The sequence below is a fragment of the Paenibacillus sp. oral taxon 786 str. D14 genome (assembly GCF_000159955.1).
GTDB classification, from domain to species: Bacteria; Bacillota; Bacilli; order Paenibacillales; family Paenibacillaceae; genus Fontibacillus; species Fontibacillus phoenicis.
Genome location: NZ_GG695978.1, coordinates 45,435 through 66,693 on the forward strand (window position 1 = coordinate 45,435; position 21,259 = coordinate 66,693).

Here is a 21,259-nt window from a genome sequence, read left to right on the forward strand (position 1 = left end):
TTAGGCCTCAAGAAGTTCCTTTAATTCCGTCAACTTATGATTGGCGGTCTTCATGACCATCGCAGGAATCTCCGATTCATACTCCAAGCCGTGCGGAAAAGTGGCCCGCCCCATATAGACCGCTTCGATTGCCAGTACCGTGTCTGGACGTTCCAGTTTGCCTTCTACCACCCGTGTATTGATGCGGAGGTAATAGTCGCTGTTATTATATTCAATTTTATAATCGTATGTAGCGCGGTAATATTCCCATTGCCAACGGATGAAGCCTACCTTCTCCGCAGCTTCGTCTAAGTAAGCCAAATCGCTTTGCAGTCCGTCCAATCCGGTATTTTCTACGATCATTGTAAAGAGTGCCCCCTTCAAAATATTGGTCCAAAGTTCACGGATCGATTCAAATGTGAACTTTTTTCATCAAAGTTATCACACTTATCCCCATGATATTATGTTTCCATCGGTTGTGCAAGCATGGGAAAACCTCGCAAATCGGCGGCTTTCCTTAAGGTAAATCTGAACGAGTCACCCGTTTTCTGCTACAATAAGCTAAACGAGATCGTGGAAAGAGGAGTGGGACGATGGAGGAGAAGCTGTTAAGCGATTTGTTTCCATCCATGGTGGAGCGGCGGCGTCATTTTCACCGCTATCCGGAGCTTTCCTTCATGGAAAAGGAGACTTCAACGCTGGTCGCCGATAAGTTGCGGGAGCTGGGGATCGAAACGACAACTAATGTCGGCGGGTTTGGCCTTGTAGCCCGCATCCGGGGAGAGCTTCCCGGCAAAACGGTGGCGCTTCGGGCTGATATGGACGCGTTGCCAATCCAGGACGAAAAAACGTGCGAGTACGCCTCTCAGCACCCCGGCGTGATGCACGCCTGCGGTCACGACGGCCACACGGCAACGCTGCTGGCACTGGCGGAGTACTACAGCCGCACCAAAGCGAAGCTTCGCGGGGAGATCCGTCTAATCTTCCAGCCGGCGGAAGAGGTTTGCCCGGGAGGGGCGAAATCGATGATCGAGGAAGGTGCGCTGGACGGCGTGGACGTTATTTACGGAGTGCACCTGTGGACGCCGATTCCGGTCGGCACGGTGGCGAGCGCACCGGGACCGTTGATGGCTTCGACCGACGAGTTCTTCATCGATGTGCAGGGACGCGGGGGGCATGGTGGCATGCCGCATAAAACGGTGGACAGCGTGGTGGCCGCTTCGGCGCTTGTGCTGCAGCTGCAAAGCGTGGTGAGCCGCTCGGTGGATCCGCTGGACCCGGCCGTTGTGACGATCGGCTCGATCCAGGGCGGCACGGCGCAGAACATCATCGCCGACCGCTGCAGATTGTCCGGCACGGTCCGCTGCTTCCGCGAGGAGACGCGGGAGCTCATCCGCGAGCGGATTCATGTGTTGGCCCAAAGCACGGCGGAAGCATACGGTGCGAAGGCGCAAATCAACTATATGATGGGCTACCCGAGCTTGGTGAACGATGAAGGTGAATACCATCGTTTTACGAAGGTGGCTCCGGGGGTGTTCGGACTGCGGGCCGAGCTGTCGCCGAAGATCATGCCGGCGGAGGATTTTGCCTACTATTTGCAATGGGTTCCGGGCTGTTTCATGTTTGTTGGCGCGGGAAATCCCGGCAAGGGCGCAATGTATCCGCACCATCATCCCAAATTCGATATCGACGAAGACGCCATGCTGCATGCGGCGGGGCTGCTGGCGGCGATGGCGGAATCCTATCAGGACGAACACGCATAATCGGATTCCTACTTTGGCACGCTATGTTCAAAGGAGGGATTTATGTTGAGAAAAGTTAGCGAGATTATGACCCAAAACGTCGTTACTGTGACGCCGCAGGATAATGTTTACGAAGTAGCGGTTAAAATGAAAGAACACGACACGGGTTTCATTCCGGTAGTTGAAGGCGGAGATAAGCTGATTGGCGTCATCACAGACCGGGATTTGGTGATCCGCGGTATCGCCGAGAAGCGTCCCGGCTCGACGGCAGTCTCCGAAGTGATGACCAAAGGGATCAAAACCGCTTCCCGCGACATGTCGGTGGACGAGGCCGCAGAACTGATGGCCGAGCAGCAAATCCGCCGGCTCCCGGTATGCGAAGGGGATCGCTTGATCGGGATCGTATCGCTTGGCGATTTGGCGGTACGTAATATTTTTGCCGACAATGCCGGGGAGGCTCTGTCCGAAATCTCGGAGCAGGTACATTAATGACGAAGAGAAAGTAAGCGGGAGAGGTTCGCAGCCTTGGCGGCGGACTTCTCTTTTTGCTGGTTGCAAGAGGCTGATCTAAAGGAGGGCATAACCGATGATAGAAACGGGAGCATGTATCGTTCAGCGAGATTTAACGGTGCTGCTGGAGAAGGAGCATCCCGGCTTCGAAACGGCGCGGGAACAGTTGTCCCATTATGCCGAGTTGGTGAAGAGCCCGGCTTATTATCATACATATCGAATTACTCCGCTCACATTATGGCATGCCGCTTCCTGCGGGATCGATGCGGATCGAGTGCTGGAAGAACTTCAGTCTATGGCCCGATATGGACTGCCGAGCGGCGCGGCTGAAGACATCCGCAACTGGATGGGAAGGTTCGGGCAGCTGAAGCTGCGTCCGGTTCCAGGTGAATCGGACCGATTGGAACTGGAGTACGTTGGAACCGAAGAAGAGGGTTTTCTGGAGCAGTTATCCCGACAACTGGATTTACCGGCGGGGACTTGGAGCCTGGTGGACAAGCGCCATCTCCATCTGCCGGCCGCATGGCGCGGCAGCTTAAAACGAGAACTTGCCCGGCTGGGTTATCCTGTCCTGGACGAAGCAGGCTACCACCAAGGCCGCAACCTGAAGTTTGCTCTCCGGGAGGAACTGGAAGGAGGAAGGCCGTTTCGGCTCAGACCGTACCAACAGGAAGCGGTCGCTGCATTTGCCGGCAAGGCTGGTGAAGGCGGAAGCGGTGTTGTCGTACTTCCCTGCGGAGCGGGAAAGACCGTAGTTGGACTGGCCGCCATGGAACGGTTCCAGTGCGAGACGCTGATTTTAACCTCCAATGTGACCTCGGTACGTCAATGGATTTCCGAAATGATTTCGAAAACGACTTTGCCGCCGGAAGCGGTTGGAGAATATTCAGGAGAGAAAAAACAAGTCAAACCGGTGACGGTTTCGACCTATCAAATATTGACCCATCGAGCCCGCAAAGAGGAGGGCTTCAAGCATATGTCCCTGTTCCAAGAACGGGATTGGGGATTAATCATTTACGATGAAGTTCATCTTCTTCCGGCGCCGATTTTCCGGGCAACCGCCGATATTCAGGCGACCCGTCGGCTTGGGCTGACCGCCACCCTGATTCGCGAGGACGGTTGCGAGCGGGACGTCTTCTCCTTGATCGGACCCAAACGGTATGATGTCCCATGGAGAACGCTTGAAGAGAGCGGTTTTATCGCGCAGGTTGATTGCCAGGAGATCCGGGTGGCGATGCCCGAGCCACAACAGAATCAATACGCCCGGGCGGAAGGGCGGGAGAAGTTTCGAATCGCCGCGGAGAACCCGTATAAGAACGAGATCGTACGGCGATTGCTGGACCGGCATCGGGACCGTCAGGTACTGATTATCGGGCAATATTTGGATCAGCTGCAAAGCATCGCCGCGGAACTCCACGTTCCGCTCATTACCGGGAGTACGCCGCAGGCGGAACGGAGCAGATTGTTTCAGGCGTTCCGCGAAGGGGAAATTCCGGTTCTGGCCGTGTCCAAAGTAGCCAATTTTGCGGTAGATTTGCCGGATGCGTCGGTGGCGATTCAAATCTCCGGCAGCTTTGGTTCGCGTCAAGAGGAGGCGCAGCGTCTCGGACGGATTCTGCGGCCGAAGCGAGACGGCGGCAGGGCTTATTTTTATACCCTCGTGTCGGAGAACACCCGCGAACAGGAATTTGCCCTCCGGCGGCAATTGTTTTTGCTGGAGCAGGGTTATGAGTATGCCGTGCGGCGCGAGCAGGAGGGGATCGAAGCATGAGCAGGCGGTCGGAAATGCCAGCTTACGAAGATTCTTTGATAGATGGGCCAGTTAGGGAGCCATTAAACGAAGCGGAGATGGAGGCGCTCCGGCTCCTGTTTCGGCGTTATGCAGGACAGCCGTTTCGGCTGGAACAAGCTAACGCCGCCGCGGCTGGCAGCTCGAGCGGAGCCGACATTCGCGCTGCATTGCCGGTGCTCCTGCGCTCTGGAGAAATCGCTGCGGTACGCAAGGCTTGGGGAGAGAAGCTGTTTTACATCCCGCTAGACCGCCAGCTAGAGATGTGGAAGATATGGGGGTACGCGGAGCTGCGGGAGCAGAACCCGGTGCGCGTGGAACTTGAACGGGAGGCCAAACCTGGATTGGCGTTGGATTTGTTCCGCGCTTTGACCTGGATTGCCGGCAATGGACTGCGGATGACGGCGAAAGGGACGATTCACCAGAAGGAACACAGCAAGTTGGAAGACCGAATTGCGCTGAAAGCGGAAGACATCGCAGGTCTGCAGCTCAACTATCCGCATCCGGACGTATATTCTCCCGCACTTGCGGTTGTGATGGATCTGCTGCTGGCGCTAGGGCTGATCGCCAAGGAGAGGGCGGTTTGGCGGGCGGATGTCCCGGGAATGGCGGCATGGCTGTCCTTGGATGTGCCGGCGATGAACTTCGTTCTAATGCGCGAGCTGCAGCGCTATGTTCCGGCTGACGTTGGACTGCAGCATGTCGCCTTGCGACTAACGGCACCGGATTTAAAACCCGGCGCGTGGTATTCGGTGGAGGAACTGCTGGGTTCGCTCCAAGACCAGGGGCTGCTGGGGGGGGAGAGCGGCGATCTGTCACCGGAGCGCGCCGCTTGGATCGAAGGATGGCTTGAAGCTTTGTGCGGCTGTGGCTGGATGGAGCTTGGCCGCCATCCGGAGGATGGCCGGATGTTCCGTTGGCTGATTGAACGGGACGCTTCTTCGCCGACGGCTTCCCCATCGGCGAAAGGGAAGCTGATCGTGCAGCCTGATTTCGAGCTGCTGGTTCCGCCAGACGTACCGTTTACGGTCCGGTTTGAGCTGGAGGCTTGCGCTGAACTGGCCTCGTCAGGCGTAATGAGCGTCTACCGTTTGACGCGTGCGGGCCTGGAGCAGGCATGCAAGTTGGGTCGTACGCCGCAGGAGATCCTGCAGCTGCTGGAGGAGCATTCTGCCGGTGTACCAGCGTCTGTTCGCGACGGCTTGCTCCAATGGGGGCGGGAAATCGGCCGTACCACGCTCACCGAAGTGAAGCTGCTCAGCTGTGCGGATACGGAAGCCGCGGATCGCATTGCAGATTTGCCATCGCTGGCCGGCAAGCTGGAGCGGATTGGTCCGCTTCATTTTCTCGTAACGACGGACAGCGAGGCGGAAGTGATCAAGATTCTAGAAAGTGAGCGATTGGCTCCGGTTCACCGGGGCACTCCAGCCCCCAATGAACCGATTCTTCCGAAGCTTACGGAAATGGAAATCACCTGGTCAAATGATGAGGGGCCGAGCGGGCAGAAGGGTCAAGGCTGGATTTATAAAGGAGCGGATCTGCACTTTTATGAGCCGGAAACCCGTCCGCCAGAAGTAGACGAGCTGTTCCCGGGTTTGTCGGAGATCCCCGTCATGTGGTGGAAGGAATTGCGGCGTTATCACGCCTCGACCGCCCGTGAACTGATCGAACGGGCTTTGGCCTGGTCTGCCAAGCTGATGCTGCAGATCGGAGGAGAGAGCGTTGTTTGCGTGCCGCTGGCAGTCGTGGAAAGTGAAACGGATTGGCAAGTCAGAGTGCGTAAGCTACCCTCATCTGAGGCACAGGGAAAAGAGACTCCAGGAGAGGAAGTGCTGCTGTCACCCCGAGATTGGCAGGCGATCCGCCTAATTCTCCCAACAGGCTTACGCAAATGAGAGCTTAGGAAGGATGAACCTCTTCTGCTCGCTAAAGGATTGTGGTATGATAGTGACGTCTACCTGTTGGGTGGAACAATAACCACAAAAGCGAGATGAAATTCATGAGCGTAATCGCGAAGAATACGGTCGACATGGCCGAAGTGCTGATCAACGCCTATGAATTGGGCGATATGATAAATCAATCCGCCGCCGTTTCCGAATATTTGTATTGGAAAAAGCGCGTGGAAGAAGATAGTGAGATTCAGGCATGGGTCAAGAAGCTGGAAGCTCAGAAGGAACTGTTCCGGGAAACCGAGCGCTTTGGACATTTCCATCCGAATTATCACGAGGCCAAGGATAAAGTGGCCGAGGTGGAGCGGGAATTAGAGCGCTTCGAGGCGGTTCGGAAGTTTAAAGCCGCTGAGAACGAACTCGACGATATCCTCCACCAGATGTCGGAAATGATCGCTTATGCCGTTTCCGATACGATCAAGGTGCCAAGCAATGATCCGAATCCGAAAGGCGGATGCGGCGCCGGTGGAAGTTGCAGCTGCGGCTAAGAGCATAAGCAGCCGATCATTCCGGAAGATTGGTTTCCGGAAGTTCCAGGTAGTTAAGCCACGGGAGGGGAAAGTCATGTTTCCGGAGCGTACAGGATATATCATATGGGTAAGCGACTTGAAAGCGGCAAGGAACTTAGAAAAATACGGAAGCGTGCATTATCTATCCCGCCGCATGCATTATGTGGTTATGTATGTGAATGCCGATCGGGCGGAAGAGACGATGCGGAATATCCGTAAGTTATCCTATGTTCGCAAAATTGAGCGGTCTTACCGTGGGGAAATTAAAACCGAATACAGTAAGGACGTCCCGGACAAAACCCGCTTCTACGGACTCTAACCGAAGGTTAGACCAAGCGATTCGAATGCCAAAGCCGCGCAGCGAGCTACTCGTTGCGCGGCTTTTTTGTGTTTATACTGTCTCCTATGGATTTATAGTTCTAGAGACCTTATTTTTTGGCAAAAAACACTTGAATCTTGTAGAAAATTAGGGAATGATGTAATATAATAGGCAAAAGAGCTTAGTTAAAAAGACCTAATTATTGGCAAATCACTTACTTATCTATTTACAAAGACCTATACAATGAGAGGTGCGGCATGAGAGACAAGGCAACGGAACGCTGGAGAACCTATGAATCCTTCTATATTCAACTAGGGGACAAGAGAGTTGCCGATATCGTAGTAACGAACCATGCCAAGCTCCGATACCAGGACAGAATTGATCGGGATAATGTCGGGGTTGAACAGATTGCCGGATGGGCTTGGGAATGTTTAAAGCAGGGACGCATAACGCCATATTATCGCAAGGAAGAGGACGTCTATTTAATTGATGACGATCTCGTGATGGTGGCTGAATTTGCGGAAATTCCCGGAGAGTTCGACCTTGCCGGACGCCCGATGCACCGCATGATCATCGTTACCTTTCTTGGACGGATGTCGGAAACCATTGAATTGCGCGATTTGAAATCTTATTATTCCTGGCTTCGCCATTCCCGGCGAATGACGCTGATGAAGAACAGCCGCAAGCACCGCTAGGAGCTGCGGGAGTAGGTCAAGACAGAAACTAGGCCGAAGCCGAAGATGAGAAAGAAGACGTAGAACGATTTGGAAAGAAGCATGCCGTTAACCGGTCTGCTTCTTTTGACATTTTAGCCTGTTGTGTCAAATACGATTTCACCGATTTTTCTGCAACTCAAATACACCGCTCCTCCGTTCCTCGCATCCTTCCCGTCTCCTGCATCCCTGGCGTCCCTCACGTCCCTCATGGCCCTCACGTCCTTCCCAGTGCGGGGGTGGCAGTGGCAGGATAACGTAGTTTCTCCGCCCCTTTTTAACGATTATCCCGTTGCGTCAGGTCATGGAGGAAGAGAAACTGGGAACAGGAAATGCTCTGAAGTTGATAAAGTTAAAAATACGTTGCAAAAAAGCGGATCGGGTGGTTTATTGCGAAAAATATAGATATGTTGATAAGCATCTCGATTAAGCCGCATCTGCAATGGTTGAGATCCGGCGGATTACGATTAGCTGGCGGTACGAGATTGCTGGAATGGACAGGCACATCTGCAGCATGTTCTGGCGCATTTCTTCCTCGGAAAAGGACATGCGCAGGTAACGGCGTACGGTGTACTCATTCAAATACGCCTGCAAATGTGTTATTCCCAAGGCGACATACGTGCGTCTGATAGAGTCCCGTGCTTCTCTCACGACTTTCCGTAAGGGCAGATACATCCCATAAACGAAAGGGAACCACCGCTTGGTTGAGGTATGGACGTCTACATGCTTGTTGATGAACGTAGCGAGATCGTGCCGGGTAGCCCATTGCTCGCCTCCTCTTTTATGCGGTATCAGTTGAATCTTCACACGCTCGGGCTCACCAGACTCCGTGACCGTGCAGCCGGCGACGACTGCGGTGGCATAAGGTTGAGAAGCTGGATGAAAGCGGTTGGGATCCGTCCCATACTGATCGCGGTTCACCTTCACCTCTCCAGAGAGCAGCTCCCGGGCATCACATTCACCGAGGGTATGGCGGATTTTGTGCAGCATGAGCCACGCGGTCTTGTAGGTAACTTGGATCACCTGACTCAACCGCAGCGCTGAGATACCGTCGGGAAGCAGGAACAGCTCCATAGCTTGAAACCATTTCACCAAAGGCAGATGGGTTCTTTCAAAAATCGTACCCACCAAAGGCGAGGCTTGATAGCTGCATCTTCTGCACTCAAACAAAGGAAGTCGTCGGGAGGACAGGCGGGTGCATTCGGTATATGCGCAGCGCGGGCAGACGAAGCCGTCTGGCCACTTCATAGCGATGATCGCCTCGATACAGTCGGCCTCACTTTGAAAACGGCTGCTGATAGGTTGAAGCAGCTCTTTATTCATACCTAACTCCATGTCGGATCCCTCCAATGTGAATCTTCCCAACTCCAAAATTACGAACTAATGTTCTCTTTTTAAATTATACCAAACATATGTTCTGTACACAAGAAAAAACTACCAAAAAATCAACTTACTCAATTGATCCCAATTAATCCTGAAGGGTCAGCTTTCTGGGACTGTCTCATTTAGAAAACCTCCTTCCACAATTCCTAATTTCTGAGCGAAAGGGATAATGGTGCAAAAGAGGCGCGCACAAGACCATATGCGGGCACATAAAGGGCACAGAAGTGATAAGAGCCATCGGATGTAGGGCAGGCGTTTTTTGATAGGGCAACAATTCATGGGACTAGCACTTTATGTAGTTGGCCCGGGCATGCTATTGTTAATGGAGAGCTTTGCAATGGAAAGAAAGGGGAGTGCCGGACGATGGCGTTAAACTATCACCAGCTTCATATTTTCTATACGGTGGCGCAGCGTGGCAGCTTCTCGGCTGCAGCCCAGGCACTGCACATGACTCAGCCTGCGGTTACGATGCAAATCCAATCGCTGGAAGATTACTTCGGCACGAAGCTACTGATCCGTTCTACGAAAAAGATCGAATTAACGGAAGCCGGCCAAACTTTGCTGCCGTTTGCTCGCCAGAGCGTGGAGTTAATTCGTGAAACAGAGCAGGCCATGTCGCGGCATACATCGATGCTGGAGGGGCGGCTGCAGCTCGGCTCCAGCTTGACGATCGGGGAATACGTCCTCCCTCGGCTCCTTGGGCCGTTTGGACAGCGATACCCTCATATCTCAATCGTGATGAAGGTGATCAACACGACGCAAATCATCGAGGAGATCCTGAATCACCAGCTGAGTTTCGGGTTAGTTGAAGCGCCGGTTCAACATCCGGACTTGGTATCCGAGCCTGTCATGGAGGATGAGCTCAAGCTAATTGTTCCCGCAGGCCACCCGTTGTCGGGGAGAAGGTCTGTAACGGTGGAGGAAGCGATTCATTACCCTTTTGTACTGCGGGAAAAAGGCTCTGGCACTCGTCAGGTGATGGAGGATGAACTGCGGAGATGCGGTGTTGACATCAATCAAATTCGTACTGTTATGGAACTCGGCAGCACGGGGGCGGTAAAATCGGCGGTCGAGGCCGGGATTGGCATCACGATTATTTCACCTTCTTCCGTTAAGCATGAGCAGGCGCTGGGACTGCTGGAGGTGCTGGATATTGAAGGGTTGTCTTTTAAACGGATGTTTTATTCGATCCACTTGAAATCGACGCTGTTGCCGGTCACAGCGGTGACGTTTTTGACTTTCCTGCGGGAATATCCGCAAACTACGTAAAAGACATTGCGAAAATGAAGGATGGGATAACATGGAACCACATATGGCAAACGAACGTTACGACCTTCATTCACATACCCAAGCTTCGGACGGGATGAATAAGCCGGCGGAAAACGTAAGGCTGGCCAAGGAGAAAGGGCTGACGGGCTTGGCCATCACAGATCACGATACCGTTGCCGGGATTGAGGAGGCTTTGCTGGCCGGGAAGGAGCTTGGCGTGGACGTTGTCCCCGGCATCGAAATCAGCACCCGCGCCGGGGGCAAAGACATCCATGTGTTGGGGTACTTCCTGAATTTCGAGGATGAACACCTTCTGGAGCGCTTGGCCCGGCTTCGGTCGGTTCGGGAGGAGCGAAATACCCTAATTATCGCGAAGCTGCAGCAATTAGGCCTTGAGATTACGATGGAGGAAGTGAAGGCTGGGGTGGCCCGGCCGCTGCGTCCGGGTGAAAGCTTGGGCCGGCCTCATATCGCCGATGTTCTCGTCCGCAAGGGGTACGTGTCGGATATGCGCGAGGCCTTTGATCGGTATTTGTCCGAAGGCAAACCAGGATATGCTTCTCTGCCGCGTATATCGCCGGAGGAGGCGATCACGTGGATTCATGAGGGAGGCGGCGCGGCGGTGTTAGCGCATCCGGGCTTGTACGGGGACGACGAGCTGGTGCGGTCGATCCTGGAGCGTGGGAAGCCGGACGGGATAGAAGTGTACCACTCTGACCACGGGGCGGAGGAGGAGATCCGTTATGCCGCCATGGCCGAGCAGTACGGGCTTATCGTGACCGAGGGATCCGATTATCACGGCGTGCGGCAGGGTGTTGTTTTTCACGGTGATTTGGGTGGACGCACGGCACCGCCGGGTACGGTGGAACGGTTGAAACAGGCGGCGGAGGCGGCCAGACGGGCTGAGAAAAACTGAAAAAACGGTGGTCCAAAGGGTCAATGAATCGATGATCCCTTTTGGAGCACCGTTTTTTATTGGGCAAATGTAAAAGTGCAGTCCGTTAGGCGTGAATCCGTGCAAATCCCCAGGTGAAGCTGAGAATCTACTGTACTTTTGCATCTGATTGATTCAATTCGGCGGTTTTGGATGGGGTTCGACTGCACTTTTACATTTGAGACTTTGCCAACAATCATCAGCCGTTCTTCACTGTGTTCGGCAACGATTTAATGAGCTGTTCATCTGGCGTGACGTACAACGTCCGCTGGTGGTCGTAAATGACGAAGCCAGGCTTGGCGCCGTTTGGTTTGCGGACGTAGCGGATGAGGGTGCAGTCCACCGGGACGCTGCTTGATTGCTTCGCCTGGCTGAAATAGGCGGCAAGCTGCGCAGCTTCGTTTAACGTCGCATCGCCATATGAGTCGCTTCGGATTAGCACGTGTGAGCCCGGGATATCCTTCGTATGGAGCCAGGTATCGTTGGGTTTGCCGAGCCGGTTGGTGACGTATTCGTTTTGCAGATTGTTTTTGCCCACGTAAATTTCGATGCCCTCCGACGAAGTATAGACGTGCAACGTCGGACGGTCGTTCTTTTTCTTCTTCTTGCCCCGTTTGGCCCGGTCCCGCAAATATCCCTGCTGGGTCAACTCCTCGCGGATCTCGTCGATATCGCTTAACGTCGCATCGTTCAACTGCTGCAGCAAGCCATCGAGGTAAGCAATTTCCTCTTTAGCCAGCTTCATCTGTTCCTCGATGACGGCGAGGCTGTTTTTGAATTTGTTGTACTTCTTAAAGTACCGCTGGGCGTTCTCCGAAGGGGTCAGCAGCGGATCCAGCGGGATGGTCTCCATTCCCTGCGCTTCATCGTAGTAGTTGACCAACTCAACGCTGGTGTCGCCTTTGCGGATCGTATGCAGCGAAGGCAGCAGCAGCTCGCCCCAGATGCGGTAACGTTCGGCATCTTCGGCTTCGCTCAGATCTTTCTCCAGGTTAGTTAGCTTCTTTATGTTCTTGTTCCGCTCGTTTTGCAGGAAGCGCAGCAGGTCGCTCGTTTTCTGCTTGACCGTATCCCGCAGCGCTTTATCCCCGTAGTAGTCCTCCATGCATTCGCTGATCGAAGGATAGGTTCGAATCTCCCCGTGGGCGCTTGTGAGCCGAATGGCGGAGAAGATGCTTTTCCCTTTGGCGTTTTCGCCGGTCATGGGGGCATACTTCTGGCTGCGAACCTCCTCCATCAATCCGTCAAAAGCTAACCATAACCGCTCCGCTTCCTCCGGATTCAGCCCGATCTCCGCTGCAACGCCGCTGACCCCGGCGCGGGCATAGATTTCGCCGGCGATCAGCGGGCTCAGCCCGGCGAAGGCATCGACCAGCCAGCCGCTGCCGGTGCCTTTGCCTTCGGCTGTTGCCGCTTGCCAGGCGGCCATAAAAGCCGCACGATCCGCTTCGAGCGGATGAAGCTTGTGCTGCTCCGGCGGCGCTGTATAGGCGAAGCCGGGCATGACGATCCGATAGCCGGAAATGGCCGGCGTCACGTGATGAATTCCGTCCAACTGGGTACCGGTGGCCGGGTCGACCAGGATGATGTTGCTGTGCCGTCCCATCAATTCGATGATGATCCGCTTGATAGACAAATCGCCGAGCTCATCGCGCGTGCGGACGTCGATATGGATGATCCGCTCCATGCTGACCTGCGTCACCGCTTCGATAGTCCCACCCTCGCAGTGCTTGCGCAGCAGCATGCAGAACATCGGCGCCTCCAGCGGATTCGGAAACGAGGCTTCCGTAAAATGAACCCGCGGGTACGTCGGATTCGCCGACAGTAGGAGCCGCTTATTGCCGGCCTGCGTGCGCAGGTGAAAGACGAGGTCGCTTTCCGCGGGCTGATGTATTTTATTGATGCGACCGCCGATGCAGGTTTGCAATTCGTGTACGATCGCTCGGGTTACGATGCCGTCGAGTGCCATTTTATGATAATCTCCTGTTCTGAAACTTTTGTATGAAAGCGGCGGCTTCACGAGAAAGCCCACCTCTATGATGCCATACTTCGGGCAAAAACTTAAGGGCTCCCCTGTGATAATTTGGGACTGGCTAGAATACATTTACCCTAGGTGGAAAAGCCTTCACGCCGATACTGCATAATAAACGGAAGGGGAATTAAGGAGGATGGAACAAAAAAACTGGCACCAGTGGAGCAGTGATGCGCTTCTGCAACACTTCGGCGTCACGCGTGAACAGGGCCTGACCGATGAAGAAGCGCAGAAGAGACGCGAGGAATTTGGCTGGAACGAACTGCAGGAAGGAGAGCGCATCTCCCCGATTCTGCTGTTCCTGAACCAGTTCAAGGATTTTATGATGCTGGTGCTGATGGGTGCCACGCTGATTTCCGGTTTTCTCGGCGAGTATCTGGATGCCGTCACAATCATCGCCATCATCATTCTGAACGGGGTGCTTGGATTCATCCAAGAATTCCGTGCGGAGCGTTCCCTGCGGGCATTAAAAGAGCTGTCCGCGCCCCATGCCAATGTGCTGCGCCAAGGCGTCGTCAAGAACATTCCAGCCAGAGAGCTTGTTCCAGGGGATATCGTCCTGCTGGAAAGCGGGGACCGGATTCCAGCTGACATCCGGTGGTTATCTACGAACAGCCTGGACGTGGAAGAATCCGCTTTGACCGGCGAATCGCATCCGGTGGGCAAACATGCGGGGGTGCTGAGTGAAAGTGACGTTCCGCTGGGAGACCAGAAGAACATCGGCTTCATGGGCACGATGATCACCCGCGGTACGGGCCGGGGGATCGTGATCCGCACGGGCATGGACACCGAGATGGGGAAAATCGCCGATTTGATTCAAAATACCGAGGTCCAGGAAACCCCGCTACAACGGCGTCTGGAGCAGCTCGGCAAAATTTTGATTTATATGGCGCTTGGCTTGACCGTCGTTGTGGTGCTCCTGGGGATTCTGCAAGGGCAGCCGGCCGCCAGCATGTTCTTTGCCGGAGTGAGTCTTGCCGTTGCTGCTATACCGGAAGGTCTGCCGGCCATCGTGACGATTGCGTTGGCGCTGGGTGTGCAGCGCATGATCAAACGCAAAGCAATCGTTCGCAAGCTGCCGTCGGTGGAGACGCTGGGCTGCGCTACGGTCATCTGTTCGGACAAGACCGGTACGCTAACCCAAAACAAAATGACCGTAACCCGGTTGTGGCTGGAAGGCAGATCGCTGGAAGTGACGGGCGAAGGCTACGAGCCGGTTGGCAATATTCTGGACCAAGGCGTGCCCGTCGATTTGCGCAATGACCAAAGCTTGCGCCGGATGCTGCAGATCAGCGCGTTGTGCAGCAATGCGGTCATCTATGACGACGATCCGGAGAAGCGCGGCCGCCGCAAGACGAAGGAGGACGCCGCTGCAGGCGGATCGGTCTGGAAGCTGAAGGGCGATCCAACCGAGGGGGCGCTGGTGACGCTGGCGTCCAAAATGGGCATGACGCCGGCAGCCTTAAGCGGAACGTATGTCCGCGATCTGGAGTTTCCTTTTGATTCCAAGCGGAAGCGGATGTCCGTCATCGTCTCCCATCAAGGCGGCAAAATGGCGCTCGTCAAAGGAGCACCGGATATGCTGCTCGAGCGCTGCTCCTATATCCTGTGGGATGGCAAAGTGGTGCCTTTCACGGGCACATTCCGGCAGAAAGTGCAAGCGGCCAACGAACAAATGGCCCGCAGTGCACTCCGGGTGCTTGGGTTGGCCTACCGCGACTTGAAGCCAACCGAAGGGGCGGAGCATGAAGATCAAGTGGAATCGCAGCTGATCTTCGTGGGTCTGACCGGTATGATCGACCCGCCGCGCCGCGAAGCGCGGGACGCGATTACCGTCTGCCGCCGCGCAGGCATCAAAACGGTGATGATCACCGGCGACCATGGGCTGACCGCCGAAGCGATTGCTGCCGATCTGGGGATTTTGCCGCGGGGCGGTACCTCGATGTCGGGCCAGCAGCTGGAGGCGCTGAGCGATGAGGAGCTGGAGAAGCAGGTAGACAACATCTATGTCTATTCCCGGGTGTCGCCGGAGCATAAGCTGCGGATCGTGAAGGCACTGCAGCGGAACGGGCATGTGGTGGCGATGACCGGCGATGGGGTAAACGACGCGCCGGCGATCAAAGCCGCTGATATCGGCATCGCCATGGGCATGACGGGCACGGACGTCTCCAAAGAAGCGTCCTCGCTGATCCTCAACGACGATAACTTTACGTCAATCGTTGCCGCAATCGAGGAAGGACGCAGCATTTACGAGAACATCCGTAAATTCATCCGTTATTTGCTGGCCTCCAATGTCGGCGAAATCCTGACGATGTTCTTCGCCATGCTGGCGGGCTTGCCGCTGCCGCTGCTGCCGATCCAAATTTTGTGGGTCAACCTGGTGACCGATGGTTTGCCGGCGATGGCACTGGGCGTCGATCAACCGGAAAAAGACTTGATGGAGCACAAGCCGCGCGGCGCAAACGAAAACATTTTTGCCCGCCGGTTAGGTTGGAAAATCATCAGCCGCGGAGTGCTGATCGGCGTATGCACGCTGGGCGCGTTTTGGTTGACGCTGCGCTATGCGCCATCGGATCCGGCCCAACTGGTCAAAGCGCAATCGGTCGCCTTTGCCACCCTGGTCATGGCGCAGCTGATCCATGTGTTCGATTGCCGCAGCTCGCGGTCGATTTTTCACCGTAATATTTTGCAAAATAAATATCTGGTTGCCGCTGTCCTGTCGTCGATTGTGTTGCTGCTTGGCGTAATGTACATTGAACCGCTGCAGCCGATCTTCAAAACGGTACCGCTTGGCACGCGGGAGTGGGCGATCACCCTGGTGGCCGCTGGCATTCCGACCTTCCTGATGGGCGCGGGCAGCGTCTGGTCAGGCAATCGGAGACGACGCAGCAGCGGGCCGCGTCCATTTGTCACCGCGAAAAGTACAAATATTCGTGCATAAAATCAATAGCTTTTGAACCTGGCAAAAGCTAGACTAACCCTATCATCCAACGATGCAGGAGTGGGGTTAGCATGGAATTTACAAAAATGCATGGACTAGGTAACGACTTTCTCGTATTTTATGGTGAACAACAGCTGCCGGATAACGTATCTGAACTGGCGATTCGGTGGTGTGACCGATATTTTGGCGTCGGCGGAGACGGATTGGTGTTTATTCTCCCGTCGGACAAAGCGGATTTCAAAATGCGGATCATTAATTCAGACGGCACGGAAGCTGAACAATGCGGCAACGCGATTCGCTGCGTAGCCAAATACGTCTACGACAACCGTCTGGTGGATAAAGACAGCGTAACGATTGAAACGTTGGGAGCAGGCGTTCAGCAAGTGACCTTGCAGGTCGAGGACGGTGTGGTCAAAACGGTGCGGGTCGACATGGGCGAACCGATCCTGGACGGCCTGACGATCCCAACGACGCTGAATCAGAATCCGGTGGTGAGCCAGCCGATTGAGACGAACGGCCAGGAATTTAAGTTTACGGCCGTCTCTATGGGCAATCCGCATTGCGTCATCTATGTGGATGATGCGCCGAATTTCGATGTGACGACATGGGGACCAAAGCTGGAGGTACATCCGTACTTCCCGCGCAAGATCAACGTAGAGTTCGCCACCGTGACGAACCGCCAGCGGGTGGAGATGCGCGTATGGGAACGCGGGGCGGGCCCAACGCTGGCTTGCGGTACTGGTGCTTGCGCCACACTGGTATCCTCCGTACTGAACGGATTGACGGATCGTGCCGCCTGGATTGGACTCAAGGGCGGAGACCTGTTTATCGAATGGGATGAACGCGACAATCATGTATACATGACGGGGCCGGCCGAAGCGGTGTACAAAGGCAGCGTCGAAATATAAGAGGTTCATTAAATTAGGATGGAACGATTGCCGGGATCCCTGATCGGGGACCCGGCTTTTTTTACGATAACTGCCAGCGATATTCGGGAACGATACCTTATCAATCGGAGCGATTTATGATAAATTAATATGATAATAGTTTGCGCCGGGATTGATTCATACAGCGATATAACATCACGGCAGTCAGGGGGCAGAAGCATGAAACCGGATTTGCGTACGACTTTGGAGCGCGAAATTATTGTCGGCGACGGGGCCATGGGGACGTATTTGTACCAGTTGGGTTTTCCGGTCGGCATTTCTTATGAAGAATTTAATTTGCTGCGCCCCGACGTGATCGGCGACATCCATCGCCGTTATCTCGATGCCGGGGCACGGCTGCTGGAAACCAATACGTTTTCGGCGAATTACTATAAATTGTCCAAATTCGGACTGGAGGCCAAGGTGGAGGACATCAACCGGGCTGCGGTACGGATCGCCAAGCAAGCGGCGGGCGAACGTGCGTATGTCGCGGGAGCGGTTGGTTCCATCCGCGGCGGCAAGCGGGCGAACGTCACCGTCCAAGAGCTCGGGAAATACTTCGAGCAGCAAATTGCTGCCTTGCTGAGCGAAGGGGTGGATGCGCTGCTGTTCGAGACGTTTTACGACCTTGGGGAAATGCGGATCGCTTTGGGACAAGCCCGCAAGCTGACGGATGTTCCGGTCATTTGCCAGTTCGCCGTCGATCAAATCGGACGCACGCTGGACGGATTTACGATTCCGCAGGCGTTTGGAGCGCTGGTTGAAGAAGGGGCAGACGTGGTTGGCTTCAACTGCCATTCCGGTCCAAAAGGAATCATGGGTGTCATGGACGACGTGGAGGGGCCGCTCAACGTGCCGATGTCCGTTTTCCCAAATGCAGGTTTGGCGGACTATATCGATGGAGAATATGTATATGGAGCGACTCCCGATTATTTTGGGGAGTGCGCCCGTGCTTTTGCCGATTTGGGGGCGAGATTGATCGGAGGCTGCTGCGGTACGACGCCGGAGCATATCGCCGCCATGGCCAAGGCCTTGGAAGGGTATGCCGCTCAGCCGCTGGCGAAGGAACGGAAGCTGCCTGAACCGCATCTATCCGCTAGCGTATCGCTCAACGAGCAGCCGAATGCGGTGCCTGCGGGCTCCAGCGAAACGGGTGCTGTTTCCGGCGGCGGGGAGAATCGCAAGCTTCCGAGCTTGACCGAGCTCGTGAAAGAGCGGCATACCGTCATCGTTGAGCTGGACCCGCCGCGCGACCTGGATATCGGGAAATTCATGGAGGGCGCAGCCGCTTTGAAAGAGGCGGGCATCGATGCGCTCACGCTGGCAGATAACTCGCTGGCCGTAACGCGGATGAGCAACATGGCGCTTGGACATCTTGTCCAATCTCAGCTCGGCCTGAGACCGCTGGTGCATATCGCCTGCCGGGACCGCAATCTCATCGGCACACAATCGCATATGATGGGCTTCGATGCGCTGGGCATCGACCACGTGCTCGCTGTGACGGGCGACCCTGCCCGCTTTGGCGATCTGCCGGGAGCGAGTTCTGTGTACGACTTGACGTCGTTTGAAATCATTCGCATGATCAAGCAGCTGAACGAAGGGATTTCTTTTTCCGGGAAGCCTTTGAAGCAAAAAGCCAAATTCGTCGTAGGCGCTGCGTTTAATCCGAATGTGAAGCATTTGCACAAAGCGGTGGAGCGATTGGAGAAGAAGATCGCTTCCGGCGCCGATTACATCATGACCCAGCCAGTATACGATCCGGAGCTGATCGTGGCGATCAAGCAGGCGACGGCGCATTTGGACGTGCCGATCTTCATCGGCATTATGCCGCTGGCCAGCGGCAAAAACGCCGAATATTTGCATAATGAGGTGCCCGGAATCCAGCTGTCGGATGAAGTCCGCAAGCGGATGGAAGGACTGCAAGGCGAAGAGGGGCGGGCGATGGGCGTCGAGATCGCCAAAGAGCTGCTCGACACGGCGATGGAGCATTTTAACGGAATTTATCTCATGACGCCGTTTATGTTCTATGAAATGAATGTCGCTTTAACGAATTATATTCGCGAGAAGTCCAAACGGGACTCGGCCCACTTGTCTCGGTTGTCATAATCAATTACAATAGGGTAACGGATGTGATGCCTATGTCGCACAGTATGACTGGGTACGGTGGGGCCGTCAGATCGTATGGCGGTTACGTCGTCCAATTTGAAATCAAGTCCGTCAACCATCGGTATGCTGAGGTTGTTCTGCGGATGCCGCGGGAATGGACGTGCTACGAAGACGGACTAAGGCGCCTGGTTCAGCGCCATATCAAACGGGGACGCATTGATGTATACATCAGTAAAGAACGCGATGAATCCGGCACCCTTCCTTACGTATTAAACCGTCCGGTCGTCGAAGCGTACCTAAAGGCAGCGGGTGAGCTCGCCAAGCACTATGGTGTCGACGCGAAGCTAAGCGCCAGAGATTTGCTATCCCTGCCGGATGCCTTGACGACGCCCGAGGAAGCAGCCCCGGCCGGCAGTGCTGATCCCGGATGGGAACAGGTGCTGACCGAAGGCTTGGAGGAAGCGCTGATTGGGCTTTTAGGTATGCGGGAACGGGAAGGGAAGCATTTGGCCGCCGATTTGGGTGAGCGACTGCAGCGGCTGGAAGCGATCCACGGCGAAATGGTTCGGTTGGCTCCGGAAGTCGTGAAAGAGTACCGGAGCCGTCTGAAAAATCGGCTAGCCGAACTGTTGGAGGGGAACTACGACGAGCAGCGATTTGCGATGGAAGTGGCCGTGTTTGCGGACCGGTCTAACATCGATGAGGAGCTGATTCGGCTGAAGAGCCACTTCGAACAGTGCCGCAGTCTGCTTCAAGCTTATGAACCGGTAGGGCGCAAGCTGGATTTTCTCATACAGGAAATGAACCGGGAAACCAATACGATTGGATCTAAAGCCAATCATTTGGCTCTAGTCAACCTGGTTGTCGAGTTGAAGGCCGAGTTAGAGAAGATCCGCGAGCAGGCGGCGAATCTCGAGTAAGCCATCTACCCGGCGCCGGGTGAGTCAAGCAAATTAGGGGGAACTACCTGAATATGGCAATTAAACTTATTAACATCGGCTTCGGTAATATCGTATCGGCCAACCGGATCATATCGATCGTCAGCCCCGAGTCTGCGCCGATCAAGCGGATCATTCAGGAGGCGAGAGATCGCCACATGCTGATCGATGCTACATACGGGCGGCGTACGCGCGCGGTGATCATCACGGACAGCGATCATGTGATATTATCGGCGGTACAGCCAGAGACCGTCGCTCATCGTTTGTCCACCAAGGAAGAAGACAACGACGAATAAAATGGAGAGAGCTATGTCTAAAGGGTTACTTATCGTATTATCCGGACCGTCTGGCGTTGGCAAAGGAACAGTATGCACTGAGCTGCGCAAGCGGATGCCGGAGCTGGTTTATTCCGTCTCGGCCACCACACGGCAACCCCGGGCGGGGGAAGAGAACGGCGTCAATTATTTTTTCAAAACCCGTGAGCAATTCCAGGAAATGATCGAGAACGATCAGCTTCTGGAGTATGCGGAGTACGTAGGCAATTTTTACGGGACTCCCCGCGATTTCGTGGAGGAGACGCTGGCTGGCGGGAAAGATATCATTTTGGAAATCGAAGTTCAGGGGGCGCTCAAGGTTAAGGAGAAATTCCCTGAGGGCGTGTTCGTGTTCCTGCTTCCCCCGTCGCTTGATGAGCTGAAAGGCCGGATTCAAGGTCGGGGAACGGAGAACCAGGCGACGATCGATCACCGCATGAGCGTGGCGGCCCATGAGATCGGACTGATGGAGAATTATGATTACGCCGTCGTCAATGACGAGATCGATTTAGCTTGCCAGAGAATACAATCCATTATCATCGCTGAGCATTGCAGAATCCGAAAGTCGTACTAGCTAACGCTTCATATGGCGATGAGTCCAAATAAGAAGAGGTGTTTTTGAACATGCTGTATCCATCGATTGACAAGATGCTTGGAAAAGTCGGCAGCAAATACTCTTTGGTCGTTGCGGCTTCCCGGCGCGCGAGACAGCTGCGCGAAGGCGAGAAGAGCGAACTGAAGCAACCGAAGTCGCACAAGCCAGTGGGCATTGCCCTCGAAGAGATCTACGGGGACTACATTAAGCTGAAACAAGATGACGTAGTGTCGGAAGAGATCAACAAAGACTAATTCCAGACTAACTCAGAGAACAAAGCATATACGAAAGGCCTCCGGGCTTCTTTTTAC

General features: G+C 54.7%; 19 protein-coding genes. 16 read left to right on the forward strand and 3 right to left on the reverse strand.

Annotation, left to right across the window (positions count from 1 at the left end; genetic code table 11):
* On the reverse strand, positions 1–342 hold the full coding sequence (locus tag POTG_RS12695) for a YugN family protein (RefSeq protein WP_009225230.1): 342 nt from the start codon (positions 340–342) through the stop codon (positions 1–3).
* A gap of 230 nt (positions 343–572) precedes the next feature.
* Here POTG_RS12695 and POTG_RS12700 point away from each other — a divergent pair, with 230 nt between their 5' ends.
* From POTG_RS12700 to POTG_RS12730, 7 genes are all read left to right on the forward strand, one after another.
* Entirely contained in the window at positions 573–1,742 is a 1,170-nt protein-coding gene (locus tag POTG_RS12700) for a M20 family metallopeptidase (RefSeq protein ID WP_009225231.1), read from the forward strand.
* A 45-nt stretch (positions 1,743–1,787) separates the two neighbouring features.
* On the forward strand, positions 1,788–2,210 hold the full coding sequence (locus tag POTG_RS12705) for a CBS domain-containing protein (RefSeq protein ID WP_036645298.1): 423 nt from the start codon (positions 1,788–1,790) through the stop codon (positions 2,208–2,210).
* A gap of 97 nt (positions 2,211–2,307) precedes the next feature.
* Positions 2,308–4,002 carry a DNA repair helicase XPB gene (locus POTG_RS12710; protein ID WP_009225233.1) on the forward strand — a complete coding sequence of 565 codons (1,695 nt, stop codon included), beginning with the start codon at positions 2,308–2,310 and terminating at the stop codon, positions 4,000–4,002.
* Positions 3,999–5,915, forward strand: coding sequence for a helicase-associated domain-containing protein (locus POTG_RS12715; protein ID WP_009225234.1), 1,917 nt, complete (start codon positions 3,999–4,001; stop codon positions 5,913–5,915). Before POTG_RS12710 ends, POTG_RS12715 begins: the two co-directional genes overlap by 4 nt.
* A 104-nt stretch (positions 5,916–6,019) precedes the next feature.
* Positions 6,020–6,457 carry a YlbF family regulator gene (locus POTG_RS12720; protein WP_036645300.1) on the forward strand — a complete coding sequence of 146 codons (438 nt, stop codon included), beginning with the start codon at positions 6,020–6,022 and terminating at the stop codon, positions 6,455–6,457.
* Positions 6,458–6,533: 76 nt separating this feature from the next.
* The gene (locus tag POTG_RS12725) at positions 6,534–6,797 is read left to right on the forward strand and encodes a YlbG family protein (RefSeq protein ID WP_009225236.1); all 264 of its coding nucleotides are present in this window, start codon (positions 6,534–6,536) and stop codon (positions 6,795–6,797) included.
* 257 nt (positions 6,798–7,054) lie between these two features.
* Complete coding sequence (locus POTG_RS12730) at positions 7,055–7,492, forward strand: hypothetical protein (RefSeq protein WP_009225237.1); 438 nt, start codon at positions 7,055–7,057, stop codon at positions 7,490–7,492.
* A 444-nt stretch (positions 7,493–7,936) separates the two neighbouring features.
* Here POTG_RS12730 and POTG_RS12735 read toward each other — a convergent pair whose 3' ends face one another.
* Entirely contained in the window at positions 7,937–8,845 is a 909-nt protein-coding gene (locus POTG_RS12735; RefSeq protein WP_009225238.1) for a transposase, read from the reverse strand.
* Positions 8,846–9,256: 411 nt separating this feature from the next.
* Between POTG_RS12735 and POTG_RS12740 the strand changes: the two genes are divergently transcribed.
* Both POTG_RS12740 and POTG_RS12745 read left to right on the forward strand, forming a co-directional pair.
* Positions 9,257–10,162: a selenium metabolism-associated LysR family transcriptional regulator gene (locus POTG_RS12740; protein WP_009225239.1), complete on the forward strand. Its 906-nt coding sequence runs from the start codon at positions 9,257–9,259 to the stop codon at positions 10,160–10,162.
* A 31-nt stretch (positions 10,163–10,193) separates the two neighbouring features.
* The gene (locus tag POTG_RS12745; protein ID WP_009225240.1) at positions 10,194–11,078 is read left to right on the forward strand and encodes a PHP domain-containing protein; all 885 of its coding nucleotides are present in this window, start codon (positions 10,194–10,196) and stop codon (positions 11,076–11,078) included.
* 217 nt (positions 11,079–11,295) lie between these two features.
* On the opposite strand, the gene POTG_RS12750 is transcribed toward POTG_RS12745, so the two are convergent.
* The gene (locus POTG_RS12750) at positions 11,296–13,065 is read right to left on the reverse strand and encodes an Rqc2 family fibronectin-binding protein (protein WP_036645255.1); all 1,770 of its coding nucleotides are present in this window, start codon (positions 13,063–13,065) and stop codon (positions 11,296–11,298) included.
* A gap of 199 nt (positions 13,066–13,264) precedes the next feature.
* Here POTG_RS12750 and POTG_RS12755 point away from each other — a divergent pair, with 199 nt between their 5' ends.
* From POTG_RS12755 to rpoZ, 7 genes are all read left to right on the forward strand, one after another.
* Positions 13,265–16,069: a calcium-translocating P-type ATPase, SERCA-type gene (locus POTG_RS12755; protein WP_009225242.1), complete on the forward strand. Its 2,805-nt coding sequence runs from the start codon at positions 13,265–13,267 to the stop codon at positions 16,067–16,069.
* Positions 16,070–16,140: 71 nt separating this feature from the next.
* The gene (gene dapF / locus POTG_RS12760) at positions 16,141–16,977 is read left to right on the forward strand and encodes a diaminopimelate epimerase (protein WP_009225243.1); all 837 of its coding nucleotides are present in this window, start codon (positions 16,141–16,143) and stop codon (positions 16,975–16,977) included.
* 198 nt (positions 16,978–17,175) lie between these two features.
* Positions 17,176–19,101 (forward strand): bifunctional homocysteine S-methyltransferase/methylenetetrahydrofolate reductase, encoded by a 1,926-nt coding sequence (locus POTG_RS12765; protein WP_009225244.1) that lies wholly within the window; start codon positions 17,176–17,178, stop codon positions 19,099–19,101.
* A 32-nt stretch (positions 19,102–19,133) separates the two neighbouring features.
* Positions 19,134–20,021 carry a YicC/YloC family endoribonuclease gene (locus POTG_RS12770; protein ID WP_009225245.1) on the forward strand — a complete coding sequence of 296 codons (888 nt, stop codon included), beginning with the start codon at positions 19,134–19,136 and terminating at the stop codon, positions 20,019–20,021.
* 53 nt (positions 20,022–20,074) lie between these two features.
* A complete protein-coding gene (gene remA / locus POTG_RS12775) occupies positions 20,075–20,335 on the forward strand; it encodes an extracellular matrix/biofilm regulator RemA (protein WP_009225246.1) in 261 nt (86 codons plus the stop codon).
* A 13-nt stretch (positions 20,336–20,348) separates the two neighbouring features.
* Complete coding sequence (gmk, locus tag POTG_RS12780; protein ID WP_036645256.1) at positions 20,349–20,927, forward strand: guanylate kinase; 579 nt, start codon at positions 20,349–20,351, stop codon at positions 20,925–20,927.
* A gap of 50 nt (positions 20,928–20,977) precedes the next feature.
* Positions 20,978–21,202, forward strand: a complete 225-nt coding sequence (gene rpoZ, locus POTG_RS12785) for a DNA-directed RNA polymerase subunit omega (RefSeq protein WP_036645258.1) — start codon at positions 20,978–20,980, stop codon at positions 21,200–21,202.
* The last annotated feature ends 57 nt before the right edge of the window (positions 21,203–21,259 follow it).